The 18,337-nt window shown below is 38.2% G+C and carries 20 protein-coding genes and 1 tRNA gene; 9 read left to right on the forward strand and 12 right to left on the reverse strand.

The window, feature by feature from the left end:
- Positions 1-225, forward strand: a 225-nt coding sequence (locus A9J31_RS06540; protein WP_155857601.1) for a transposase, incomplete at its 5' end; no start/stop codon positions are given.
- 97 nt (positions 226-322) lie between these two features.
- Here A9J31_RS06540 and ychF read toward each other — a convergent pair.
- Positions 323-1,414, reverse strand: a complete 1,092-nt coding sequence (ychF, locus tag A9J31_RS06545) for a redox-regulated ATPase YchF (RefSeq protein ID WP_067763297.1) — start codon at positions 1,412-1,414, stop codon at positions 323-325.
- 270 nt (positions 1,415-1,684) lie between these two features.
- Between ychF and A9J31_RS06550 the strand changes: the two genes are divergently transcribed.
- Complete coding sequence (locus A9J31_RS06550) at positions 1,685-2,449, forward strand: glutathione S-transferase family protein (RefSeq protein WP_067763299.1); 765 nt, start codon at positions 1,685-1,687, stop codon at positions 2,447-2,449.
- 283 nt (positions 2,450-2,732) lie between these two features.
- On the opposite strand, the gene A9J31_RS15570 is transcribed toward A9J31_RS06550, so the two are convergent.
- Both A9J31_RS15570 and A9J31_RS06555 read right to left on the reverse strand, forming a co-directional pair.
- Positions 2,733-2,909: a hypothetical protein gene (locus A9J31_RS15570; RefSeq protein ID WP_155857602.1), complete on the reverse strand. Its 177-nt coding sequence runs from the start codon at positions 2,907-2,909 to the stop codon at positions 2,733-2,735.
- A gap of 15 nt (positions 2,910-2,924) precedes the next feature.
- On the reverse strand, positions 2,925-3,392 hold the full coding sequence (locus A9J31_RS06555; protein WP_067763301.1) for a hypothetical protein: 468 nt from the start codon (positions 3,390-3,392) through the stop codon (positions 2,925-2,927).
- Between the two features lie 950 nt (positions 3,393-4,342).
- Between A9J31_RS06555 and A9J31_RS06560 the strand changes: the two genes are divergently transcribed.
- Complete coding sequence (locus A9J31_RS06560) at positions 4,343-4,813, forward strand: Lrp/AsnC family transcriptional regulator (RefSeq protein WP_067763303.1); 471 nt, start codon at positions 4,343-4,345, stop codon at positions 4,811-4,813.
- A gap of 90 nt (positions 4,814-4,903) precedes the next feature.
- Here the strand turns inward: A9J31_RS06560 and A9J31_RS06565 are convergent, their stop codons facing one another.
- The 3 genes from A9J31_RS06565 to A9J31_RS06575 all read right to left on the reverse strand — a co-directional run bounded on the left by A9J31_RS06565 (position 4,904) and on the right by A9J31_RS06575 (position 7,346).
- Positions 4,904-5,656, reverse strand: coding sequence for a YebC/PmpR family DNA-binding transcriptional regulator (locus A9J31_RS06565; RefSeq protein WP_067763305.1), 753 nt, complete (start codon positions 5,654-5,656; stop codon positions 4,904-4,906).
- Positions 5,657-5,929: 273 nt separating this feature from the next.
- Positions 5,930-6,499, reverse strand: a complete 570-nt coding sequence (locus A9J31_RS06570) for a 1-acyl-sn-glycerol-3-phosphate acyltransferase (RefSeq protein WP_067763329.1) — start codon at positions 6,497-6,499, stop codon at positions 5,930-5,932.
- A 770-nt stretch (positions 6,500-7,269) separates the two neighbouring features.
- Positions 7,270-7,346 (reverse strand) — tRNA-Ile (locus A9J31_RS06575).
- A 408-nt stretch (positions 7,347-7,754) separates the two neighbouring features.
- Here A9J31_RS06575 and A9J31_RS06580 point away from each other — a divergent pair.
- Positions 7,755-9,959, forward strand: coding sequence for an OsmC domain/YcaO domain-containing protein (locus A9J31_RS06580; RefSeq protein ID WP_067763307.1), 2,205 nt, complete (start codon positions 7,755-7,757; stop codon positions 9,957-9,959).
- A 499-nt stretch (positions 9,960-10,458) separates the two neighbouring features.
- Positions 10,459-10,683 (forward strand): hypothetical protein, encoded by a 225-nt coding sequence (locus tag A9J31_RS06585; protein WP_067763309.1) that lies wholly within the window; start codon positions 10,459-10,461, stop codon positions 10,681-10,683.
- Positions 10,684-10,744: 61 nt separating this feature from the next.
- Here the strand turns inward: A9J31_RS06585 and bioB are convergent, their stop codons facing one another.
- On the reverse strand, positions 10,745-11,737 hold the full coding sequence (gene bioB, locus A9J31_RS06590) for a biotin synthase BioB (RefSeq protein ID WP_067763311.1): 993 nt from the start codon (positions 11,735-11,737) through the stop codon (positions 10,745-10,747).
- A gap of 277 nt (positions 11,738-12,014) precedes the next feature.
- The gene (gene queG, locus A9J31_RS06595; protein WP_067763331.1) at positions 12,015-13,109 is read right to left on the reverse strand and encodes a tRNA epoxyqueuosine(34) reductase QueG; all 1,095 of its coding nucleotides are present in this window, start codon (positions 13,107-13,109) and stop codon (positions 12,015-12,017) included.
- A gap of 20 nt (positions 13,110-13,129) precedes the next feature.
- Here queG and A9J31_RS06600 point away from each other — a divergent pair, with 20 nt between their 5' ends.
- Together A9J31_RS06600 and A9J31_RS06605 are read left to right on the forward strand one after the other, a co-directional pair.
- Positions 13,130-14,617 carry a bifunctional ADP-dependent NAD(P)H-hydrate dehydratase/NAD(P)H-hydrate epimerase gene (locus A9J31_RS06600; protein ID WP_067763313.1) on the forward strand — a complete coding sequence of 496 codons (1,488 nt, stop codon included), beginning with the start codon at positions 13,130-13,132 and terminating at the stop codon, positions 14,615-14,617.
- Position 14,618: 1 nt separating this feature from the next.
- The gene (locus A9J31_RS06605) at positions 14,619-14,894 is read left to right on the forward strand and encodes an acylphosphatase (protein ID WP_067763315.1); all 276 of its coding nucleotides are present in this window, start codon (positions 14,619-14,621) and stop codon (positions 14,892-14,894) included.
- Positions 14,895-14,954: 60 nt separating this feature from the next.
- On the opposite strand, the gene ruvC is transcribed toward A9J31_RS06605, so the two are convergent.
- Entirely contained in the window at positions 14,955-15,500 is a 546-nt protein-coding gene (ruvC, locus tag A9J31_RS06610; RefSeq protein WP_067763317.1) for a crossover junction endodeoxyribonuclease RuvC, read from the reverse strand.
- A gap of 132 nt (positions 15,501-15,632) precedes the next feature.
- Here ruvC and A9J31_RS06615 point away from each other — a divergent pair, with 132 nt between their 5' ends.
- Together A9J31_RS06615 and A9J31_RS06620 are read left to right on the forward strand one after the other, a co-directional pair.
- Positions 15,633-16,196, forward strand: a complete 564-nt coding sequence (locus A9J31_RS06615) for an FxsA family protein (protein WP_067763319.1) — start codon at positions 15,633-15,635, stop codon at positions 16,194-16,196.
- 146 nt (positions 16,197-16,342) lie between these two features.
- A complete protein-coding gene (locus A9J31_RS06620) occupies positions 16,343-16,975 on the forward strand; it encodes a LysE family transporter (RefSeq protein WP_067763321.1) in 633 nt (210 codons plus the stop codon).
- A 107-nt stretch (positions 16,976-17,082) separates the two neighbouring features.
- On the opposite strand, the gene A9J31_RS06625 is transcribed toward A9J31_RS06620, so the two are convergent.
- The 3 genes from A9J31_RS06625 to A9J31_RS06635 all read right to left on the reverse strand — a co-directional run.
- Positions 17,083-17,274: a hypothetical protein gene (locus tag A9J31_RS06625; RefSeq protein ID WP_067763323.1), complete on the reverse strand. Its 192-nt coding sequence runs from the start codon at positions 17,272-17,274 to the stop codon at positions 17,083-17,085.
- A gap of 192 nt (positions 17,275-17,466) precedes the next feature.
- The gene (locus A9J31_RS06630) at positions 17,467-17,718 is read right to left on the reverse strand and encodes a hypothetical protein (RefSeq protein ID WP_067763325.1); all 252 of its coding nucleotides are present in this window, start codon (positions 17,716-17,718) and stop codon (positions 17,467-17,469) included.
- 263 nt (positions 17,719-17,981) lie between these two features.
- A partial coding sequence (locus A9J31_RS06635) for an FAD-dependent oxidoreductase (protein ID WP_162270480.1) occupies positions 17,982-18,337 on the reverse strand: 356 nt, incomplete at its 5' end.

Raw genomic sequence — 18,337 nt, forward strand, 5'->3', positions numbered from 1 at the left:
CAGATAGAAAAAACGGGGACTCAAGCTAATATTCCCAAGAAATCCAATACGCTTTCAAATAATGATCATGTGGATTGGTATTTTTATAAAATCAGGCACTTAATTGAGAATGCCTTTGCTAGATTAAAGCAATTTAGAGGAATTGCCACACGCTATGACAAGCTAAAGCAAAGCTATGAAAATTCTGTTGCCTTAGCTTGTATCTTTATTTGGCTACCATTATGAAATGTCAACAGACCCTAGTTAAAAATGTAGTCAAAAAAATATTATTTTCAGCACATAAAAAAGCCAGCATAACGCTGGCTTTTTTAATGGATACAACTTACACGTTGAAACGGAAGTGGAGAACATCACCATCTTGAACGATGTAAGTTTTACCTTCTAGACGCCATTTACCTGCTTCTTTAGCGCCAGCTTCACCGTTGTATTGTACGAAGTCGTCATAAGCAACACATTCAGCACGGATAAAGCCTTTTTCAAAGTCAGTGTGAATCACACCCGCTGCTTGAGGAGCTGTCGCACCGATTTTTACAGTCCATGCGCGAACTTCTTGTACGCCTGCTGTGAAGTAGGTTTGTAGACCAAGTAAGCCATAACCTGCACGAATCACTACGTTTAGGCCTGGTTCTTCCATGCCTAAGGCTTCAAGGAATTCAGCGCGATCTTCATCTTCAAGTAGAGAAATTTCAGCTTCGATTTGGTTGCAAAGTGGAACAACAATCGCATTTTCTTCAGCTGCTAATTTTTGAACAGCTTCTAAATGTGGGTTATTTTCAAAACCATCTTCAGCAACGTTGGCAATATACATTGTTGGTTTAAGTGTTAAGAAACCATAACCACGAACTAATTTACGTTCATCTTCATCAAGATCAGCGGCACGAGCAGGCTTACCTTCATCAAGTAATGGTAAAATTTTGTCTAAAACGGCTTTAGTTGCAATAGCTTCTTTGTCGCCACCTTTTGCAGATTTTGCAAGACGCGTAATTGCTTTAGAAACCGCTTCTAAGTCAGCAAGTGCAAGTTCAGTATTGATGGTCGCGATATCATCAAGCGGATCAATTTTACCGTTAACGTGAATTACGTTTTCATCTTCAAAACAACGTACAACGTGTGCAATCGCATCAGTTTCACGGATGTTAGCTAAGAATTGGTTACCGAGGCCTTCACCTTTAGAAGCGCCAGCAACAAGACCTGCAATATCCACAAATTCCATGGTGGTTGGTACAACACGTTGAGGTTTTACAATTTCTGCAAGTTTGTCCATGCGAAGATCAGGTACTGGAACGATACCTGTGTTTGGTTCGATGGTACAGAATGGGAAGTTTTCAGCAGCAATCGCAGCTTTAGTTAATGCATTAAAAAGCGTTGATTTACCAACGTTTGGCAGGCCGACAATACCACAGTTAAAACCCATGAAATAACTCACACAGTATTATAAAAAAATTGGCACTGATTTTACATGAAAGCACTGACAAAGTCAGGTGATATGCAGAGTGAATTCGGGCTCGGCAAATTTGCGCCGTAAAAATCATGATTTAGGCGTTTCAATGCGGTGTTAGGTGACAATACATTAAGCAATTTGGCGTGAAAATGACATTGTGTTTCAATAAGACACTGACTAAAGTATCTAACTAAAATAGCTGGCTTATTTAAAAGTCAGTTACAACAAAAAATCGGAGCATTTATGCGGACTCTTTACCAGTTTCCACTCTCACATTTTTGTGAAAAGGCGCGCTGGTTGCTTGATCATAAAGAATTAGATTATGTTGCGCATAATTTGATGCCAGGTGTGCATCGTGCATTTGCTCAGTTAAAAACAGGGCAGAACAAATTACCTATTTTACGTGATCAAGACATATGGATCGCGGATTCAACCCAAATTGCCTTGTATTTAGATCAGACTTATCCTGAACATAGTTTAATACGCTCTGATACAAAACTGCGTGAACAAGCTTTGGCGATCAACGAATTGTCTATTGAACTTGGACAGCATGTTCGTCGTTGGGGGCTTGCACATGCGTTGAATGAAAGTGAAGAATCACTTGATATTTTGATTGGTGAGAAGGGATATTTACGTCAATTTGAAAAATATTCTAAACCTATTATTAAAGCTTTGGTTTCAAAAGGTTATCAACTTGATACGGATAAGGTTGCGGCATCACGTGAACGATTGGATGAAATTGTGGTTGATTTAAATCAACGTCTAATTGAACAAGGTGGGCGCTATTTTGTTGGCGATCGATTAGGTTTGGCTGATATTGCAGTGTGTTCAATGTTGGCGCCGTTATTAGAGATTGTTGGAACACCGTGGGAAAAAGAGCATGGTGAAACCTTGTCAGAAGAGTTTAAAGCTTACAAAGCCTATTTGAGCGATTTGCCTTTAGGTCAATATGTGCAACGTATATACCAAACAGAACGTAATGCACGGGTAGATTGGCGTGGCGTATAAATCTTTAGTGTAAAAGCTTTGAGTCATACTGTTTTAAAAAAGCACGCCTAATGGCGCGCTTTTTTTATAAGATATTCAATGTTTAAATATAGCTCTGTTGTTGAATATCAATAATATTCAACACTGGGTTGATACTATCGGCTTGTAATGTGTTTAGCGGCATAACTGGGTAGAGGATATTTCCTATCGTATCTTTAATACTTGGGATGATGGTGGAGATATCAAAATCACCTTGAGCAGAACCTAAATTTTCCAATAGGTCATTAATATTCGGTAATTGATCCTAGAGGTTTTCAGTCAATTGGTTGAATTGATCCGTGAAAGAACCAAAATCAATTTTTTCAGGAGCAAGATTGCCGAGCAAATCGCCAATATTTGGAATGGTGAGTTGATCGAGGAACTGAGTCGCTTCACCGTTACTGTCCATCAGAGCAATGACTGGTTTCAATGAATCAATCACTTGATTTAAATCAGTTTAAAGCGTCAGTAAGGATGGATTGTTAACCACATCCAAAATGGTGCTCACGCTATTTAATACATCATAAATCGCTTTGACGGTTTGAGCCTGATCCGTATTGATGACATCACTTTTTGCCAGTAAATCTAAAAGCGGATTAAGTCCTTTGATCACCCCTGAAATGGTCTCAGGGATATTCCCTTGGTTAGCTGATGAAATGGCGGTCACTAGATTGGTCACACTTCCAATCACAGTCGGTAAAGCATGACTCAATTGTTCCATATCAATAGATGAGTTGTCTTTATCGATTGAAGCTAATAAAGGTAGGAGTGCGCTGGTTGCACCTTGTGCAATTTGCCCAAAGTCGATGTTTCCAGAAGACGAACTCCCAATCATTTGAATAATGGGTTGCGCATATTCTAAAACTTGGCTGAGTGTATTAATAATTTGCGTTGAATCTGTTGCCCCTGTTGCGCTTCCAAGCATAGCAAGCAGTGGTTTGATGGCATTTACAGCACTATTGATATTGTCTGGAAGATTACCTTGGTTATTGTACTACTCAGTAAACTTTGCAAGCTGTTGACAATTGTAGGTAATGATTGAACCAACTGATTCATCTCTGTCGAGCCAGCGTTGCTACCTAAATTTTGTAGGAGTGGTTGCAGTGTTGTCATCAAAGTCTTGAGTGCATCCGAATTTAAACCGTTATTGGATGTAAGACTTTGAATCGTGCTAATCACTTGCGGAAGTGATTTAGTCAGTGCGCTAAAATCAAAAGACTTTGTGCCACCTAAATTACCCAATAATCCTGTCAGCGTATCTGTGATATTGGTTAAAGGTTAAGCTGGTTAAGTAGGTTACTGACTGTGCTGCTAATTGTACTGAGTTGTAAGGATGGGCTAAGTACAGAACTTAATTTTGAGCTGAGTGAACTTAGTGATTTAATTGCCATGTTTATTCTTCCGTTTTTGTTTTTTTGTATATTTATGAACCGCCGCTATTTTTTAATGTAATTACCAAACCTAGTAAATAAGTGAAAAAAAGCAAAATGTGAAATAGAGCGCACATTGAAAAATAGAGTAAAAATAAAAAATTGAAAAATATAAAATAAAATATATTTTCCTTTTATCTGAAATTGATTTATTCAGATCAATGGAATGCATCGAGAAGCTTTATTGGTAGGTTGTCTAAAGACGTCATTTAGAATATAAAAACTAAACTTTGATGAAAAAACATTCATTTAATCACGATATTTATGCAAATTATTATGTTTATAATGCGTATGAGCTTTATTATTTTTAATAAATTATGCTATACATGAGAAAACTTGCACATAAATGCTGATTTTAAAATTTACAATAACATTGAAAATGACAACAGACGTTTGATGAATTGAGATCATCAACACTGTTTTCAAAAATGGCTGGAGTAGACTGATGGAACTAGACCGTTTTGATAAACAAATTTTAGAAATTTTGACCCATGAAGATGTCAATTTAAATGAACTGTCAGAGCGGGTGAATTTATCGGTCAGTTCAGTTCATCGTCGGATCAAACAATTGATTGATCACAATATTATTAGTGGTTTAAAGCGTGAAATAAATTATCAAAAACTCGGCTTTAGTCTGCATGTCTTGCTGCAAGTCTCTTTAAGTAAACACGATACCGATACATTTGCTAAATTTTTAGAAGAACTTGAAAGTATTCCAGAAGTGATCAATGCTTTTTTAGTGACAGGGCAGTCGGCAGATTTTATTGTTGAAGTCGTTGCGCGTGATATGGAAAATTATAGTGAAATTTTACTCAAACGCATTGGTAAAATTGAACACGTGGTTGCACTACATTCAAGCTTCGTCATTAAGCAATATAACGTCTTTAACTGTAATGGCTTATTGAATAAAGTTTAATAAAATATGGAATATGAGAGAGTATTTCGCAACTTTCAGTAATAAAAAAAACGCACCGATGGGTGCGTTTTATATTTAACAAAAAAGAAGTTATAGAGCTTCTAATTCAGCCATCACTTCATCTGTAAATTCAACGTTGGTGTACACGTTTTGAACATCATCAAGATCTTCAAACATATCAATCATTTTAATGATTTTTTTCGCTTGTTCGATATCAGAGATTAAAGCTTTAGTTGAAGGGTTCATCACAACTTCAGCGTTATCAGATTTTAGACCTGCCGCAGCAAGTGCATCTTGTACATCACCAAAAGTTTCAGGTGTTGTGATGACTAGAATTTCTTCTTCATCAACTTCGATATCTTCCGCACCAGCTTCTAAAGCGACATCCATGATTTTATCTTCTAAAGAAACATCTTCAAAAGTAATCTCACCACGTTTGGTAAACATGTAAGCAACTGAGCCAGCAGTACCTAAGTTACCGTCTGTTTTAGAGAAACAGTGACGAACATCTGGAACTGTACGGTTCAAGTTGTCAGTCATTGTTTCAATAATTACAGCAACACCGCCTACGCCATAACCTTCATATGTTACTTCTTTTAGATCAGCATTTTCTTCACCGCCAACACCACGTTGGATGGCACGGTTGATGGTGTCACGTGTCATGTTTGCAACTAATGCTTTTTCAACAACAGCACGTAAACGTGGGTTAGAGGCAACATCACCACCGCCTAAGCGTGCAGCTGTAACGATTTCACGAATAAATTTTGTGAATACTTTAGCGCGGCTCGCATCTTGTTTTGCTTTACGATGCTTAGTATTAGCCCACTTGGAATGACCCGCCATGCGAAATATGCTCCTTGTAGATTGGCCTTATGCCTATCAAATTGAGCAAATTCTACCATAATGGCTTTTTTGTGTGAAAGTACTGGATTTGAGGAAATGAATAGGTGGAAAAAAAATATCCAGTAGAATGAAAAAAATCATTCAAATTTGTAAATATGTTACTCATTTTTCTAATGTTGATAATATTTCTAAATCAGGGTGGGAGAGTTGATATAAATGCAACACTTAAAATTATTAAGATGCATTTATATCAATCAGCGTTTACAGAGTAACTTAATCTATATTTTTAGGTTCTGGAATGACGATATCTAGGCCTACATTTTCTTTATAGAGTTTTTTGATTAGTGCTAAGTCATGGTCAAGTTCGGTGGGATGAATCTTACCGAAAATACCACCTTGTTTTGTTTTTGAATTGGCATACATCAATACAATTGGCACGCCAGCAGCTTTAGCGATATGCCAAAAACCAGTACGAATAGGCTTACGTGCTTCACCACGCGCAGCACGCGTTGCTTCTGGTGCAATTACTAGGTTGAATTTTTCATTTTTTTCAAAATGCTCAACCATTTGAGTCACGATATCTTTATTGGCTTTTCGGTCAACTGGAATACCGCCAATGGCTTCAAGTACAGGTTTAAATGGGCCTTTAAATAGCTCTTTTTTAATCAATGTGTGAATTTTAATGTCATAGATTTGGCATAGCGCAAGAGAAAGAACTGCATCCATCATCGAGGTGTGCTCAAAGCCCACAATAACTTGTTTGTTCTCTAATACATCAGGTTCAACGTGGTATTTCCAGCCCGCAAGTTTAAATGCAGATTCGCCAATAAATTTTTTCAACATAATGAGTGAAACGGTGATTTTGAAAAGGTGTAATTTCTGCTTGTTTGTGAAATCAGTCAAGAGGCTTTATGTCAGAAAATCGATTGTTTGCTTATTCAAATTATTTTGCTCAGCTTGTACTGATAGAAAATAGCAATAATTGAATTAATTTTTATACAGCAAACATATCATCATAGATAAAAATACTCTTAAAAATTGTCGAAATATGTCTATTCAGGAAATGAATAACTTATTAGACTTTTGTCGTAGGATTAAATTATTAATCTGATTGTTTGAACCCTTTCTGAATATGGAGAATGCCAAATGATTTCATCTACAGCTGTATATTTTGCAATTGCGATGTTTGCTTTGGTTGTTCTTTGGTCAATTGTGGAGGTTTATCTTGATATGAAAAAGCCAGAACAGGCTGAATCGTAATTTTCTATACTTTTTAAATTACTTTTCACTCATTTCTTTCAGTCATCAATCAACCTATTTAATTTAGTTATTATTTATTAAATAATCGTTTATAAATATAAAAAAGTAAATCCATTTTTAACATTTTTCTTTTCCATTACGAGCAAATTTTAATTTGTTTTCATCTTACTACCTAAGTTAGCTTATTTCTCGTAATTCATTTCTCAATTCAAAATTCAGTTTTTAGAGTGCAAAATGAATGGTTTGTATACGTATTAGACTGCTGAGAAATTGAATTTTGAATTATTTAATTTGATATTTTTGAGACATTAAAAAACCACTTACGATTAGTACGCGTAAGTGGTTGTTTTATATGGTGGGCCCACACAGACTTGAACTGTGGACCAACGGATTATGAGTCCGCTGCTCTAACCAACTGAGCTATAGGCCCTATATTCTGAAAGTGTTATATTTCAACAAGTTCAGACGAAAAGCATACTAGCGAAGATTTTTTTAAAAGACAAGCCTTTTTCTTCACGCTTGCACACTAACACAACAATTCAATGAAAGCTGTTTTAATACGGGAAAACATTGATCTATTTTTTTCGAAAAATGAGATCGATTAAATATGGTATATCTATTTCTTTCAGTAGAGCCTAAAGCCAAACCTGAACAACAGAGAAAAGTTATCAATCCTGCAAAATAACCTTATAATAATGCCCATTCTTGCCAGTACAGTATGTATAAACGTTTGATTTGTACTGGCTTCACATTTTTAAGTCAATTTCCTTGGTAATTCGGCTTATGTTTTTGCATTTTTATGTGTTGCACGGACACATAAGAATATTTAGGTGCCCACATGGAAATTAAGGTTAATTATCTCGATAACCTTCGACAAGAAGCCAAATTTGACGACTTCACGGTAATTGCCGATCAACCTATTCGCTATAAAGGGGATGGTTCAGCTCCCGGACCATTTGATTACTTTTTAGCATCTTCTGCTTTGTGTGCAGCATATTTCGTTAAAGTGTATTGCGCAGCGCGCGATATCCCAACTGACAATATTCGACTTTCACAAAACAATATTGTCGATCCTGAAAATCGCTACAAACAAATTTTTAAAATCCAAGTTGAACTTCCAGCAGATATTTCTGAAAAAGATCGTCAAGGTATTTTGCGTTCAATAGACCGTTGTACGGTGAAAAAAGTTATTCAAACCGGACCTGAATTTGTTATTGAAGAAGTGGAAAGCATTGATGCAGATGCACAAGCATTGCTGATGCCAAGCCTTACTTCAGAAAGTACCACTTTTATTCCGGGTAAAGATCTGCCGTTAGAAGAAACCATTGCCAATATGTCAGGTATTTTGGCTGGTTTGGGCATGAAGATTGAAATCGCATCTTGGCGTAATATTGTGCCGAATGTATGGTCTTTGCATATTCGCGATGCACAATCTCCAATGTGTTTTACCAATGGCAAAGGTTCAACCAAAGAAAGCGCTTTGGCATCTGCTTTGGGTGAGTTCATTGAACGTCTGAACTGTAACTTCTTCTATAACGATCAGTTCTGGGGTGAAGAGATTGCCAATGCAGAATTTGTACATTATCCAGATGAAAAATGGTTCCAACCGGGGCCAGAAGGTGAGTTACCTGTTGAAATTCTCGATGACTACACACGTGAAATTTATAACCCTGAAGATGAGTTATTAGGAACTCATCTATATGACACCAATTCAGGGAATACTGCGCGTGGTATTTGTTCTTTGCCATTTGTACGTCAGTCTGATGGTGAAACAGTTTATTTCCCATCAAACTTGATTGAAAACTTATACCTTTCAAATGGGATGAGCGCAGGCAATACCTTGGCTGAAGCTCAAGTGCAATGTTTATCGGAAATCTTTGAGCGTGCGGTCAAACGTGAAATTTTAGAAGGTGAATTAGCGTTACCGGATGTGCCTGAAGAAGTCTTGGCGAAATATCCAAGTATTGTTGCGGGCATTAAAGGGCTTGAAGAACAAGGTTTCCCTGTTTTAGTTAAAGATGCTTCACTGGGTGGGCAATATCCAGTGATGTGTGTAACTTTAATGAACCCACGTACAGGTGGTGTATTTGCTTCATTTGGTGCACATCCAAAACTTGAAGTGGCTTTAGAGCGTAGTTTAACTGAGCTATTACAAGGTCGCAGTTTTGAAGGTCTAAACGATCTACCAAAACCAACTTTTAGCTCAAATGCAGTCACTGAGCCAAATAACTTTGTAGAACACTTTATTGACTCAAGTGGTTTGGTGTCTTGGAAATTCTTTAGCGCACAATCAGACTATGATTTTGTAGAGTGGGATTTCACTGCAGAAGGTGAAAATGCCAATGCAGAAGAAGCAGCAGCGATGTTTGCTATTTTGGAAGAGATGGGTAAAGAAGCCTATATGGCTGTTTATCAACACCTAGGTGCAACTGCATGTCGTATTTTGGTGCCAGGTTATTCTGAAGTGTATTTGGTTGAAGACTTGGTTTGGGACAATACCAATAAAGCGCTAGATTTCCGTGAAGATATTTTGAATATCCATCGTCTTGATGAAGATGAATTGGCTGCTCTAGTTGAGCGTCTAGAAGAGCTTGAAGTAGATGACTATACCGACATTGTGACCTTAATTGGTATTGAATTTGACGACAACACCGTCTGGGGGCAATTAACCGTTCTTGAGCTAAAACTACTTATTTATATTGCCTTGCAAGAATTTGAAGAAGCGAAAGAATTGGTTGAAACGTTCCTTCAATACAATACCAATACGGTCGAACGTGGTTTGTTCTATCAATGTATGAATGTCGTGCTCGAAGTTGAATTGGATGATGACTTAGATCTTAATGACTATGAGCATAATTTCCGTCGTATGTTTGGTGACGAGCGTATGGATGCAGTGATTGGATCTATGGATGGCAGTATTCGTTTCTATGGCTTAACTGAAACCAATATGCAACTAGAAGGTTTAGATCGTCATTTACGTCTGATTGATAGTTATAAGAAGCTACATGCAGCACGTGCAAAATTTGCAAGTCAAAATGTATAAGTAAACATTAACTTATTAATTTTCAATAATGAAAAACTCTCCTGAATAGGGGAGTTTTTTTTCTTTGTTTTCGCATATCAAATAGAAAAATATAAGAGTATCAAAGAGTGAGGTGTTTAGTTTGCCAGCCGATTATCTGAATCTATCTCTAATTTTAGTAAAAATATTTGACTCATTGGAAAAATATGCTAATAAATTAGATGTGGCATGTTTCGGCATGACCGCCATATTTCAGGATGAAATATGAGAAGCACATCATTAAATTAAACGGGAGTTTTAAGAACATGCTTCATTTATTCAGAAAACTATTTTGCATGCATATTTATGAATACGAGCAAATGGAAGAAATTGGTTTGCACAAGGAATGTCGTAAATGCGGTGTAACGAAGTAGTCGTTCGTTTCAATCGAAAAAAAGTGAGCCGATGCTCACTTTTTTAATGCCTGATTATTGATATGTCTTTAAAATATACAGGTCAGTAGACATATGATTTAGGCGATATGAGTAAAGACTTTCAGGCAGAGCGTTACACGGTAGATGCGAATATGGCAGATACCATTACATGGTTGTTACAGCATCAAGATTGCTTTGAATCCTTTCATTATGACGCTGTTTCTAAGCAGTTGCTTGTTGAACACGCGAATGGACAAGACATTATCCGAGAAGGTGACTTTCTAAATGCCAGTTACGGTATATTAATTACAGCACATAATTTTGCTAAATAATTCGCCTTCTTAATTCATTTATCCCTAGATTAAGAAGCCCCAATATTGGGGCTTTTATTTTTTAAGCCATTTCCATTGCATTTGTGGAAAGCTGTGCAGCATTAGGTTTAGGTTTCTCAGCCACTAAGCCAAGTTTGGCAAACAAGATTTGATCTTTACCTTCGCCAGCATTTGGTGTGGTCAGAAGTTTTTCACCTGAGAAAAGTGAATTGGCACCTGCCATAAATGCCAAAGCTTGTTCTGAATCACTTAAGGATTCACGCCCTGCGGAAAGGCGAATATAGCTTTTAGGCATAATAATGCGAGCCACTGCAATGGTACGGATCCATTCAATGACATCGAGTTTTTCCACATCGGCAAGAGGCGTCCCTTGAATGGGCACGAGTAAATTAATCGGTACGGATTCAGGATGAATTGGAAGTGTCGCCAGTTCCATCAAAAAGGCAATCCGGTCATCACGATTTTCGCCCAAACCGACAATCCCGCCACTACAAATTTTCATGCCAGATTGACGTACATAATCGAGAGTAATCAAACGATCATCATAGCTACGGGTGCTAATGACATTTGGATAGTATTCGCGAGATGTATCCAAGTTATGGTTATAGTAATCTAGTCCAGCTTTATGTAGGCGCTCTGCTTGTGATTGATTGAGCATGCCAAGTGTCATACAGGTTTCAAGTCCGAGTGCTTTGACTTCACGAACCATTTCTAATACATAAGGCATATCGCGTTCGTGTGGATTGCGCCATGCAGCCCCCATGCAAAAGCGTGAAGAACCCGAAGCAAGCGCTGCTTTTGCTTCATTAATAACTTTTTCCACCGCCATGCGTTTTTCAGCTTCTAAACCCGAGTCATAATGCGCGGATTGTGAGCAATATTTACAATCTTCTGGGCATTTACCTGTTTTAATGGAAAGCAGGGTGCTTACTTGAATATGATTGGCCTGGAAATGTTCACGGTGAATGCTTTGTGCTTGGAATAATAAATCCATCAGTGGTTGTTGGTACAACTCTTGTATTTCTGGATGTCTCCAGTCATTTCGGTAGCTCATAAATGATCCATATTTTCTGCCTAATGCAGATCATCATACGCAAAAATTGCAGACTTCCAAGACTGTTTTGTAAACTAATACATAGATAGAAAAAACGAAATTAGCATTTTAAAAGAAGTTTGAATTATTTTAGATGCTTACATAATTGTGTTAAATACCAACACAATCATCGCAAAGTTTATTTTTGAATTAAAGCGTGAATTGCATGGATCTCGTTGCTAATTATTTAGCACACAATAAACTTTGCAAGGATCTAGGAAATATAGATTGAAATAAGCTAAACCATTTTTGAGTTTTGTTCAGCTAACGCCCAATCAATATGAACTTGCACAATCGCATCATGTTTCTCGCGTGTATTTTTTAGCGATTGTACAATATTTAAACTGTAGGGTGCATTACCTAAGCCAATTGCAATATTGCGCATAAAGCTTTGATAGCCTGTACGACGAATTGGACTGCCTTCAGTGTAACTTAAAAAAGTCGCTTCATCCCATTGCCATAGATCAAGCAAACTGACCTGATTCAGTCCGTGACGTGGGTAGAAGTCTTCAATTTTGGTTTTATGGGCAAAGCTATTCCATGGACAAATCAGCTGACAGTCATCACAGCCAAACACACGGTTGCCAATACCGCGGCGTAATTCTTCTGGAATGATGCCTTTATATTCAATCGTGAGATAGGCAATACATTTGCGGGCATCAAGCATATATGGTTCAACAATGGCTTGGGTCGGGCAAATATCAATACACGCCGCACATGAACCACAATGTTTGCTTGCAGGTGTGTCAAAAGGTAAATCGAGAGAAGTAAATAATTCACCTAATACAAAGAAAGAGCCCGATTTTTTATGGATGAGCAGCGTATGTTTGCCAGTCCAGCCCATACCTGCATTTTCAGCGAGGGATTTTTCAAATACAGGGGCAGAATCGGCAAATGGACGTGATTCAAAATCACCAATTTTTTCACGAATAATATTGGAGAGAGTTTTTAAGCGTCCACGCATGACTTTGTGGTAATCACGACCACGCGCATAGCGGGCAATAATGGCAGCATTAGGCTCATCAGGAACATAACGTGGTTTAGGGGTTTCTACTAAATAATCCATGCGCACACAGATAATGCTACGCGTACCCGGAACCAATAGTGTGGGATTGGCACGCTTTTCCAGATTTTCCTCTAAGAACTTCATATCGCCATGGTAGCCACGCTTTAAATATTCTTTAAAACGCGGGAGTTCCTCTTGAGCATCAGGCTTGGCAATGACACAATCAGAAAAACCCAATTCTAAGGCTTGAGCTTTAATCCATGCTTTCAGCGTTTCTGGATCATATTGATCGACAGGAATTTTTTGTGCAGGAGTTGAAGCGGCCATAATCATAACAAGGAAAAACAATGCGTCCCCAAGTTTACCATAGCCCTGTTTATCATAGCCAAAGTATTCAAGCTTGGGAGCAACGCTGGTTTACGCAGCATAACAGCAGTTATGGCCTTATGCAGCAGGTGGCATGGTCTATTGCCCAGCGACTCATTCCAATTTTTATGGCAAATAACGTGCAACGTATAGCCGTTTGTTGTGGGCAGGGCAACAATGCAGGTGATGGCTATCTCACCTCAAAATATTTACAGCAGGCAGGCTTTCAGGTTGATATCTATGCTGCGGAAATGGGGGCATCTAAGGACTTACATCGAGCGGCACAAGAAGCATTAGATGCAAATATAAACATCTATCCGCATTTTAATTTTCAGACTGAATATGCAGCTTATATTGATGCTTTATTTGGAATTGGCTTAAACCGCGCACTTGATCAGCATTGGCAAGAAATCATTCATCGTTTAAATGCATATACAGGCTTAAAAGTTGCGATTGATATTCCGAGTGGCTTGCAATCCAATTCAGGTCAGCCTTTGCCTGTAGCCTTTCAAGCGGATTACACTTTTACTGCCTTGGGCTTAAAAGCGGGACTCTTTACAGGCCAAGGCAAAGAATATGCGGGAAAAATCAGTGTTATGGACTGTATTCCAACAGATGCTGCACTCACGCCACTCGCTTATTTATCACCACAACAGGTGCAATTGCCAGAGCGTCAAGCCTTTGGTCATAAAGGCAGTTATGGTCATGTCTTGGTGGTCGGTGGTCATGCACAAATGGGTGGTGCGGTCATTATGGCCGCCGAGGCAGCTTTTCATGCCGGTGCAGGGAAAGTGACCGTAGTTTGTGATGCACGCCATCACACGGCAATTTTATCGCGTGCGCCAAATATTATGCTTCGGGATATTAATGTGTTGAATGCGGCAGACATTAAAGAATTGATTGAGCATGTTGATGCAATTAGTTTTGGTATGGGGTTGGGGCGTGATGCTTGGGCGAAACAACAGTTTCAAGCATGGTTTGCCATGATACAACAATCGCAATTAGACGTGGCATTGGATGCTGATGCCTTGTGGTTTTTAGCCGAAGCGCCGAAACCTTTAAAGGGGCAGACTTATGCAACACCGCATCCGGGTGAAGCTGCCAAATTATTGGGGATTTCCACGGCTGAAGTCGAAGCAGATCGTATTCATGCAATTCTGCAATTACAAGAAAAATACCGCGGGCAGTGGGTATTAAAAGGTGCAGGGAGTTTAATTCTTGAAGATCAGCTTTGGATTTGTACTGTAGGCAATGCGGGTATGGGAACGGGGGGGATGGGAGACGTGCTTGCAGGTATGGTCGCGAGTTTAAAAGCACAATTTCATGATCAAATTCATCTGCATGAAATCGTAACGCTGCATGCTTTAGCTGGTGATTACTTGGCCCAGTCGGGTATGCGTGGTCTACAAGCGCATGATATGGCACAAGCCGTTTATCATGTAGTCAACTACTCAAAGGACACAGATTAAAATGCATGCGGTTAAATTGTTGATTCAAGGTAAAGTGCAAGGTGTAGGTTATCGCCGTTGGTTTGAACAGCAGGCTATTAAGCTTGAGCTAAATGGCTATGTAAAAAATTTAACGACAGGGGAAGTTGAAGCGCTGGTGATTGGTACTGAAGAGGCTATTCACAAAATAATTAAACATAGTTTGGTCGGACCATTACGTGCCAATGTCACTAAAATTGATCAGCACGTCATCCCAATGCATGAATTGGATTATTCAGACTTTAAAATGATTCGTTAATAAGATAGTTTTTTTAAATTATCTTATAGTCTATTAGATACACGTTTACCTATATGTGTATTAACGACGACGGCTACTTACTCGACTACGTCCACGCGCCATACCGCCAAGCGCATTTAATACAGCCATTTTACTCATACTACCTGATGCGTGTGCATGGCAAATGGCTGCTGCTAAAGCATCGGCGGCATCTTGTTGCGGTTTGATACTGAGGTCGAGTAGGCGCATCACCATCATTTGCACTTGTTCTTTATCGGCAGCACCATAACCGACAACAGATTGTTTAATTTGACGAGCAGTATATTCTGCCACTTGTAAATCTAAATTGGTTAATGCCGCAATGGCTGCGCCACGTGCTTGACCCAGTTTTAATGCAGAGTCTGGGTTTTGTGCCATAAACACTTGCTCAACAGCAGCTTGCGTTGGGCCGTGAAATTTTACAATGCGATCAATACCAGCAAAGATTCGCTTGAGGCGTTCGGGCATTTCAGTGGTTTCGGTACGAATTGTGCCAGCATCAACAAAACGCAGTTTTGAGCCATCTTGTTCGATGATTCCATAACCAGTTAAGCGCGACCCTGGGTCAATACCGATAATTAATGACATGTTTGCCCTTTTCGCCCTTTAAAAATAAAATAATGCCCATATTGTTACATAAGCGTGTCAAAAAAGCTTGATAGTGATTGAGCAGTTGATTGCAACACCTTAAATTAATTTACTGAGATTTGTTTAATTTTCATGAAATTATTTCTTCTGATTTTAGCAGGCTTGATCCTGGAAGTGTTTGTTTGGATCGGTGTGGGCGACCTCGTCGGCAGTATGTGGTATGTCTTTTTCTGGTTCGTGGCTGCCTTCTTTATCGGTATGAATATTATTCGTAAATATTCATCCGGTCTGATGCCACAAATGCAGCAGATGCAAGCAGGTCAAATGGGTGCTGATCCAGCATTAACGGGCAATTTACCTAAAATTTTTGCAGGTTTCTTGCTGTTATTGCCTGGTTTAATCTCAGATATTATGGCGCTGTTAATCCTTATTCCACCTGTACAAAATGCAATGAAAGCTTTCATGATGAAAACAATGATGAAACGCCAGCAAGCGATGATGGAAAAAATGATGGGTGGCATGATGGGCGATATGGGTGGAGCTCAAGGTCAAAACCCATTTGCAGACATGATGCGTCAAATGCAGGATATGCAAAATCAACAATCTGGCCGTGATTCTTCAGTGATTGATGGTGAAGCACGTGAAGTAACATCTGATGCGAAACAGATTGAACTAAAAGATGTGAATAAAAAATAACGAACTCAGTTAAATAAAAAGCCGAACTTTGATTCGGCTTTTTTATGCGCGCTATTTAGCTTTAGAAAACATCAAAAGACATTTCCGACACTTTTTTTGAACAGACGATATACTATTCAAGTTTTCAATTCCTCAGTCATATTTTCATGTCTATGTTACTTACCATCTGCGCATTACACTTTGTTGCGCAGTTGAGTCCTGGTCCTGATGTTCTATTAATTGCTAAAAGTGCTGCATCGACCACACGTGCAAATACCTTAAAAATTATTGCAGGTATTGTTGTTTGGGTGGTATTGACCTTATTAGGCTTTACTGTACTGATAGAACAATTTCCATGGATTCAGCAAGTTTTAATGCTTGTGGGTGGTTTTTTCTTGGCTAAAATGGGTTGGGCAATGCTCAGTGGCGGCCTAAAAAGTCTTAATAAAGAAGCCAATTTGGATGATGGTCAGGGATTAAATCAGCAAAAAAAAGAAAACTACTTTTTATTGGGATTGTTTACCAATCTAGCCAATCCGAAAACTTTAATTTATTTTAGTAGTGTTTTTTCACTGGCACTTAGTTCATCAGCGGCTGGTAATTTAAAAGCGCAATTGGCTGTCATTATTCCGATTCAAACATTTTTGGTGTTTAGTTTGTTTATGATGATTATGTCTTTGCCTAAAATCAAAGCACTCTACCAACGTTCAGGTAGCTATATCGATGTTATCTCAGGTGCTTTATTTTTAGTTTTTGCTATTTGGTTGTGGTATGACGCAATGAGCATGTTTGGTCATTAAGCAAATAGAGTGGTTTTTTTAGAATTAAACGTTTTTAAGCCAAGTGAACTCGCTTGGCTTTTTTATTTTCAATTCGTTATTTTCGATGAAATTAACGAATTGAAGAATTACTTTTGTGCCAAATCGGGTTTTGTTACTAACGGTTGTTCACATGATTGTAGTTGAGTAGATTCATTTGTCCCATTTTGATCACGGTAGCGATTAGGCTTTAATGTGGTTTCAGTATTCTCTGAACCTTTGTATGAGCGGCTACGATTAGCACGTTCACGTAAACCACCTTTTTTAATCAACTGAACCATATTTAAAACCTCATGACGATTTGACTATTTTAAATAATTTTAGAGATAAAGATAAGCATTCATCATATCTAAGTCATTGGTAAAGGGGATTGGTAGATGTATATATAAAAAAAGCCTACTAAATGTCAGGCTTTTTTGTTCTGTAGATGAAATATCTAAATTTAATTATTTAAAGTTTTAAACATAAATTCATTAACGATTTACTTTGTCGTCATGTTGTAGCACTTCAAAAATATTCAGCTGCGTTGTCGGTGCTTCGGCATCATGCTGTTGTAAATAGACTTGTACACTTTTAAATAGTATGGCCACAGCGAGACAGCTCAAAATACAGAATATCCAAAAGCCATAAGGGCTACGAATATTATGTGAGCCACATTCAGAACATTCTTTGTCGCTTGAAGCTAATACCTTGTTGCAACAAGCACAGTGATATTGATAGTGCATTGCCTTTCTCCATTCAGTCTAATTTGACCAACATTCTTGTTGTTATTGTCAATCATCGATCCGTGATGATTTTTTTATCATAATGTGTAAAGAGTGATCTGTACAAGTTTTAAACGGTTTGATTTGCTCATTATTGTGTAAGCGAAAAGAGCTATATTGATAAGTTTATGATTTTCATTTAATTAATAAATGAAACAATAGATGAATTTTCAGTCATAAAAAAAACCAGTCCGAAGACTGGCTTTTTTATTATTCAAATCAACTTATTGTCCTGAACGAATAATGTAATCGAATGCTGAAAGTGATGCTTTCGCGCCTTCACCTGTCGCAATGATGATTTGTTTGTAAGGTACTGTTGTACAGTCACCCGCAGCAAATACACCTTTCACATTGGTTTCGTTGCGATCGTTAATTACAATCTCTCCGCGGTTTGAAAGTTCTACTGCTGTTTCTTTTAAGAAATCAGTGTTTGGTAACAAACCAATTTGTACGAAAATCCCAGCCAATTCAACAGTTTTGATTTCATCAGTTGCACGGTCTTTGTATTTCAAAGCAGTCACTTGTGAACCATCACCCACCACTTCTGTTGATAGTGCATTCATGATCACAGTGGTGTTTG

The sequence above is a fragment of the Acinetobacter gandensis genome (genome assembly GCF_001678755.1).
GTDB lineage: Bacteria > Pseudomonadota > Gammaproteobacteria > Pseudomonadales > Moraxellaceae > Acinetobacter > Acinetobacter gandensis.

Bases quoted from the DNA above. Each gene is read 5' to 3' on its own strand.
- ychF (WP_067763297.1), bottom strand. From the start codon at position 1,414: ATGGGTTTTAACTGTGGTATTGTCGGCCTGCCAAACGTTGGTAAATCA.
- A9J31_RS06550 (WP_067763299.1), top strand. From the start codon at position 1,685: ATGCGGACTCTTTACCAGTTTCCACTCTCACATTTTTGTGAAAAGGCG.
- A9J31_RS06555 (WP_067763301.1), bottom strand. From the start codon at position 3,392: ATGCTTGGAAGCGCAACAGGGGCAACAGATTCAACGCAAATTATTAAT.
- A9J31_RS06560 (WP_067763303.1), top strand. From the start codon at position 4,343: ATGGAACTAGACCGTTTTGATAAACAAATTTTAGAAATTTTGACCCAT.
- A9J31_RS06565 (WP_067763305.1), bottom strand. From the start codon at position 5,656: ATGGCGGGTCATTCCAAGTGGGCTAATACTAAGCATCGTAAAGCAAAA.
- A9J31_RS06570 (WP_067763329.1), bottom strand. From the start codon at position 6,499: ATGTTGAAAAAATTTATTGGCGAATCTGCATTTAAACTTGCGGGCTGG.
- A9J31_RS06580 (WP_067763307.1), top strand. From the start codon at position 7,755: ATGGAAATTAAGGTTAATTATCTCGATAACCTTCGACAAGAAGCCAAA.
- A9J31_RS06585 (WP_067763309.1), top strand. From the start codon at position 10,459: ATGAGTAAAGACTTTCAGGCAGAGCGTTACACGGTAGATGCGAATATG.
- bioB (WP_067763311.1), bottom strand. From the start codon at position 11,737: ATGAGCTACCGAAATGACTGGAGACATCCAGAAATACAAGAGTTGTAC.
- queG (WP_067763331.1), bottom strand. From the start codon at position 13,109: ATGGCCGCTTCAACTCCTGCACAAAAAATTCCTGTCGATCAATATGAT.
- A9J31_RS06600 (WP_067763313.1), top strand. From the start codon at position 13,130: ATGCGTCCCCAAGTTTACCATAGCCCTGTTTATCATAGCCAAAGTATT.
- A9J31_RS06605 (WP_067763315.1), top strand. From the start codon at position 14,619: ATGCATGCGGTTAAATTGTTGATTCAAGGTAAAGTGCAAGGTGTAGGT.
- ruvC (WP_067763317.1), bottom strand. From the start codon at position 15,500: ATGTCATTAATTATCGGTATTGACCCAGGGTCGCGCTTAACTGGTTAT.
- A9J31_RS06615 (WP_067763319.1), top strand. From the start codon at position 15,633: ATGAAATTATTTCTTCTGATTTTAGCAGGCTTGATCCTGGAAGTGTTT.
- A9J31_RS06620 (WP_067763321.1), top strand. From the start codon at position 16,343: ATGTCTATGTTACTTACCATCTGCGCATTACACTTTGTTGCGCAGTTG.
- A9J31_RS06625 (WP_067763323.1), bottom strand. From the start codon at position 17,274: ATGGTTCAGTTGATTAAAAAAGGTGGTTTACGTGAACGTGCTAATCGT.
- A9J31_RS06630 (WP_067763325.1), bottom strand. From the start codon at position 17,718: ATGCACTATCAATATCACTGTGCTTGTTGCAACAAGGTATTAGCTTCA.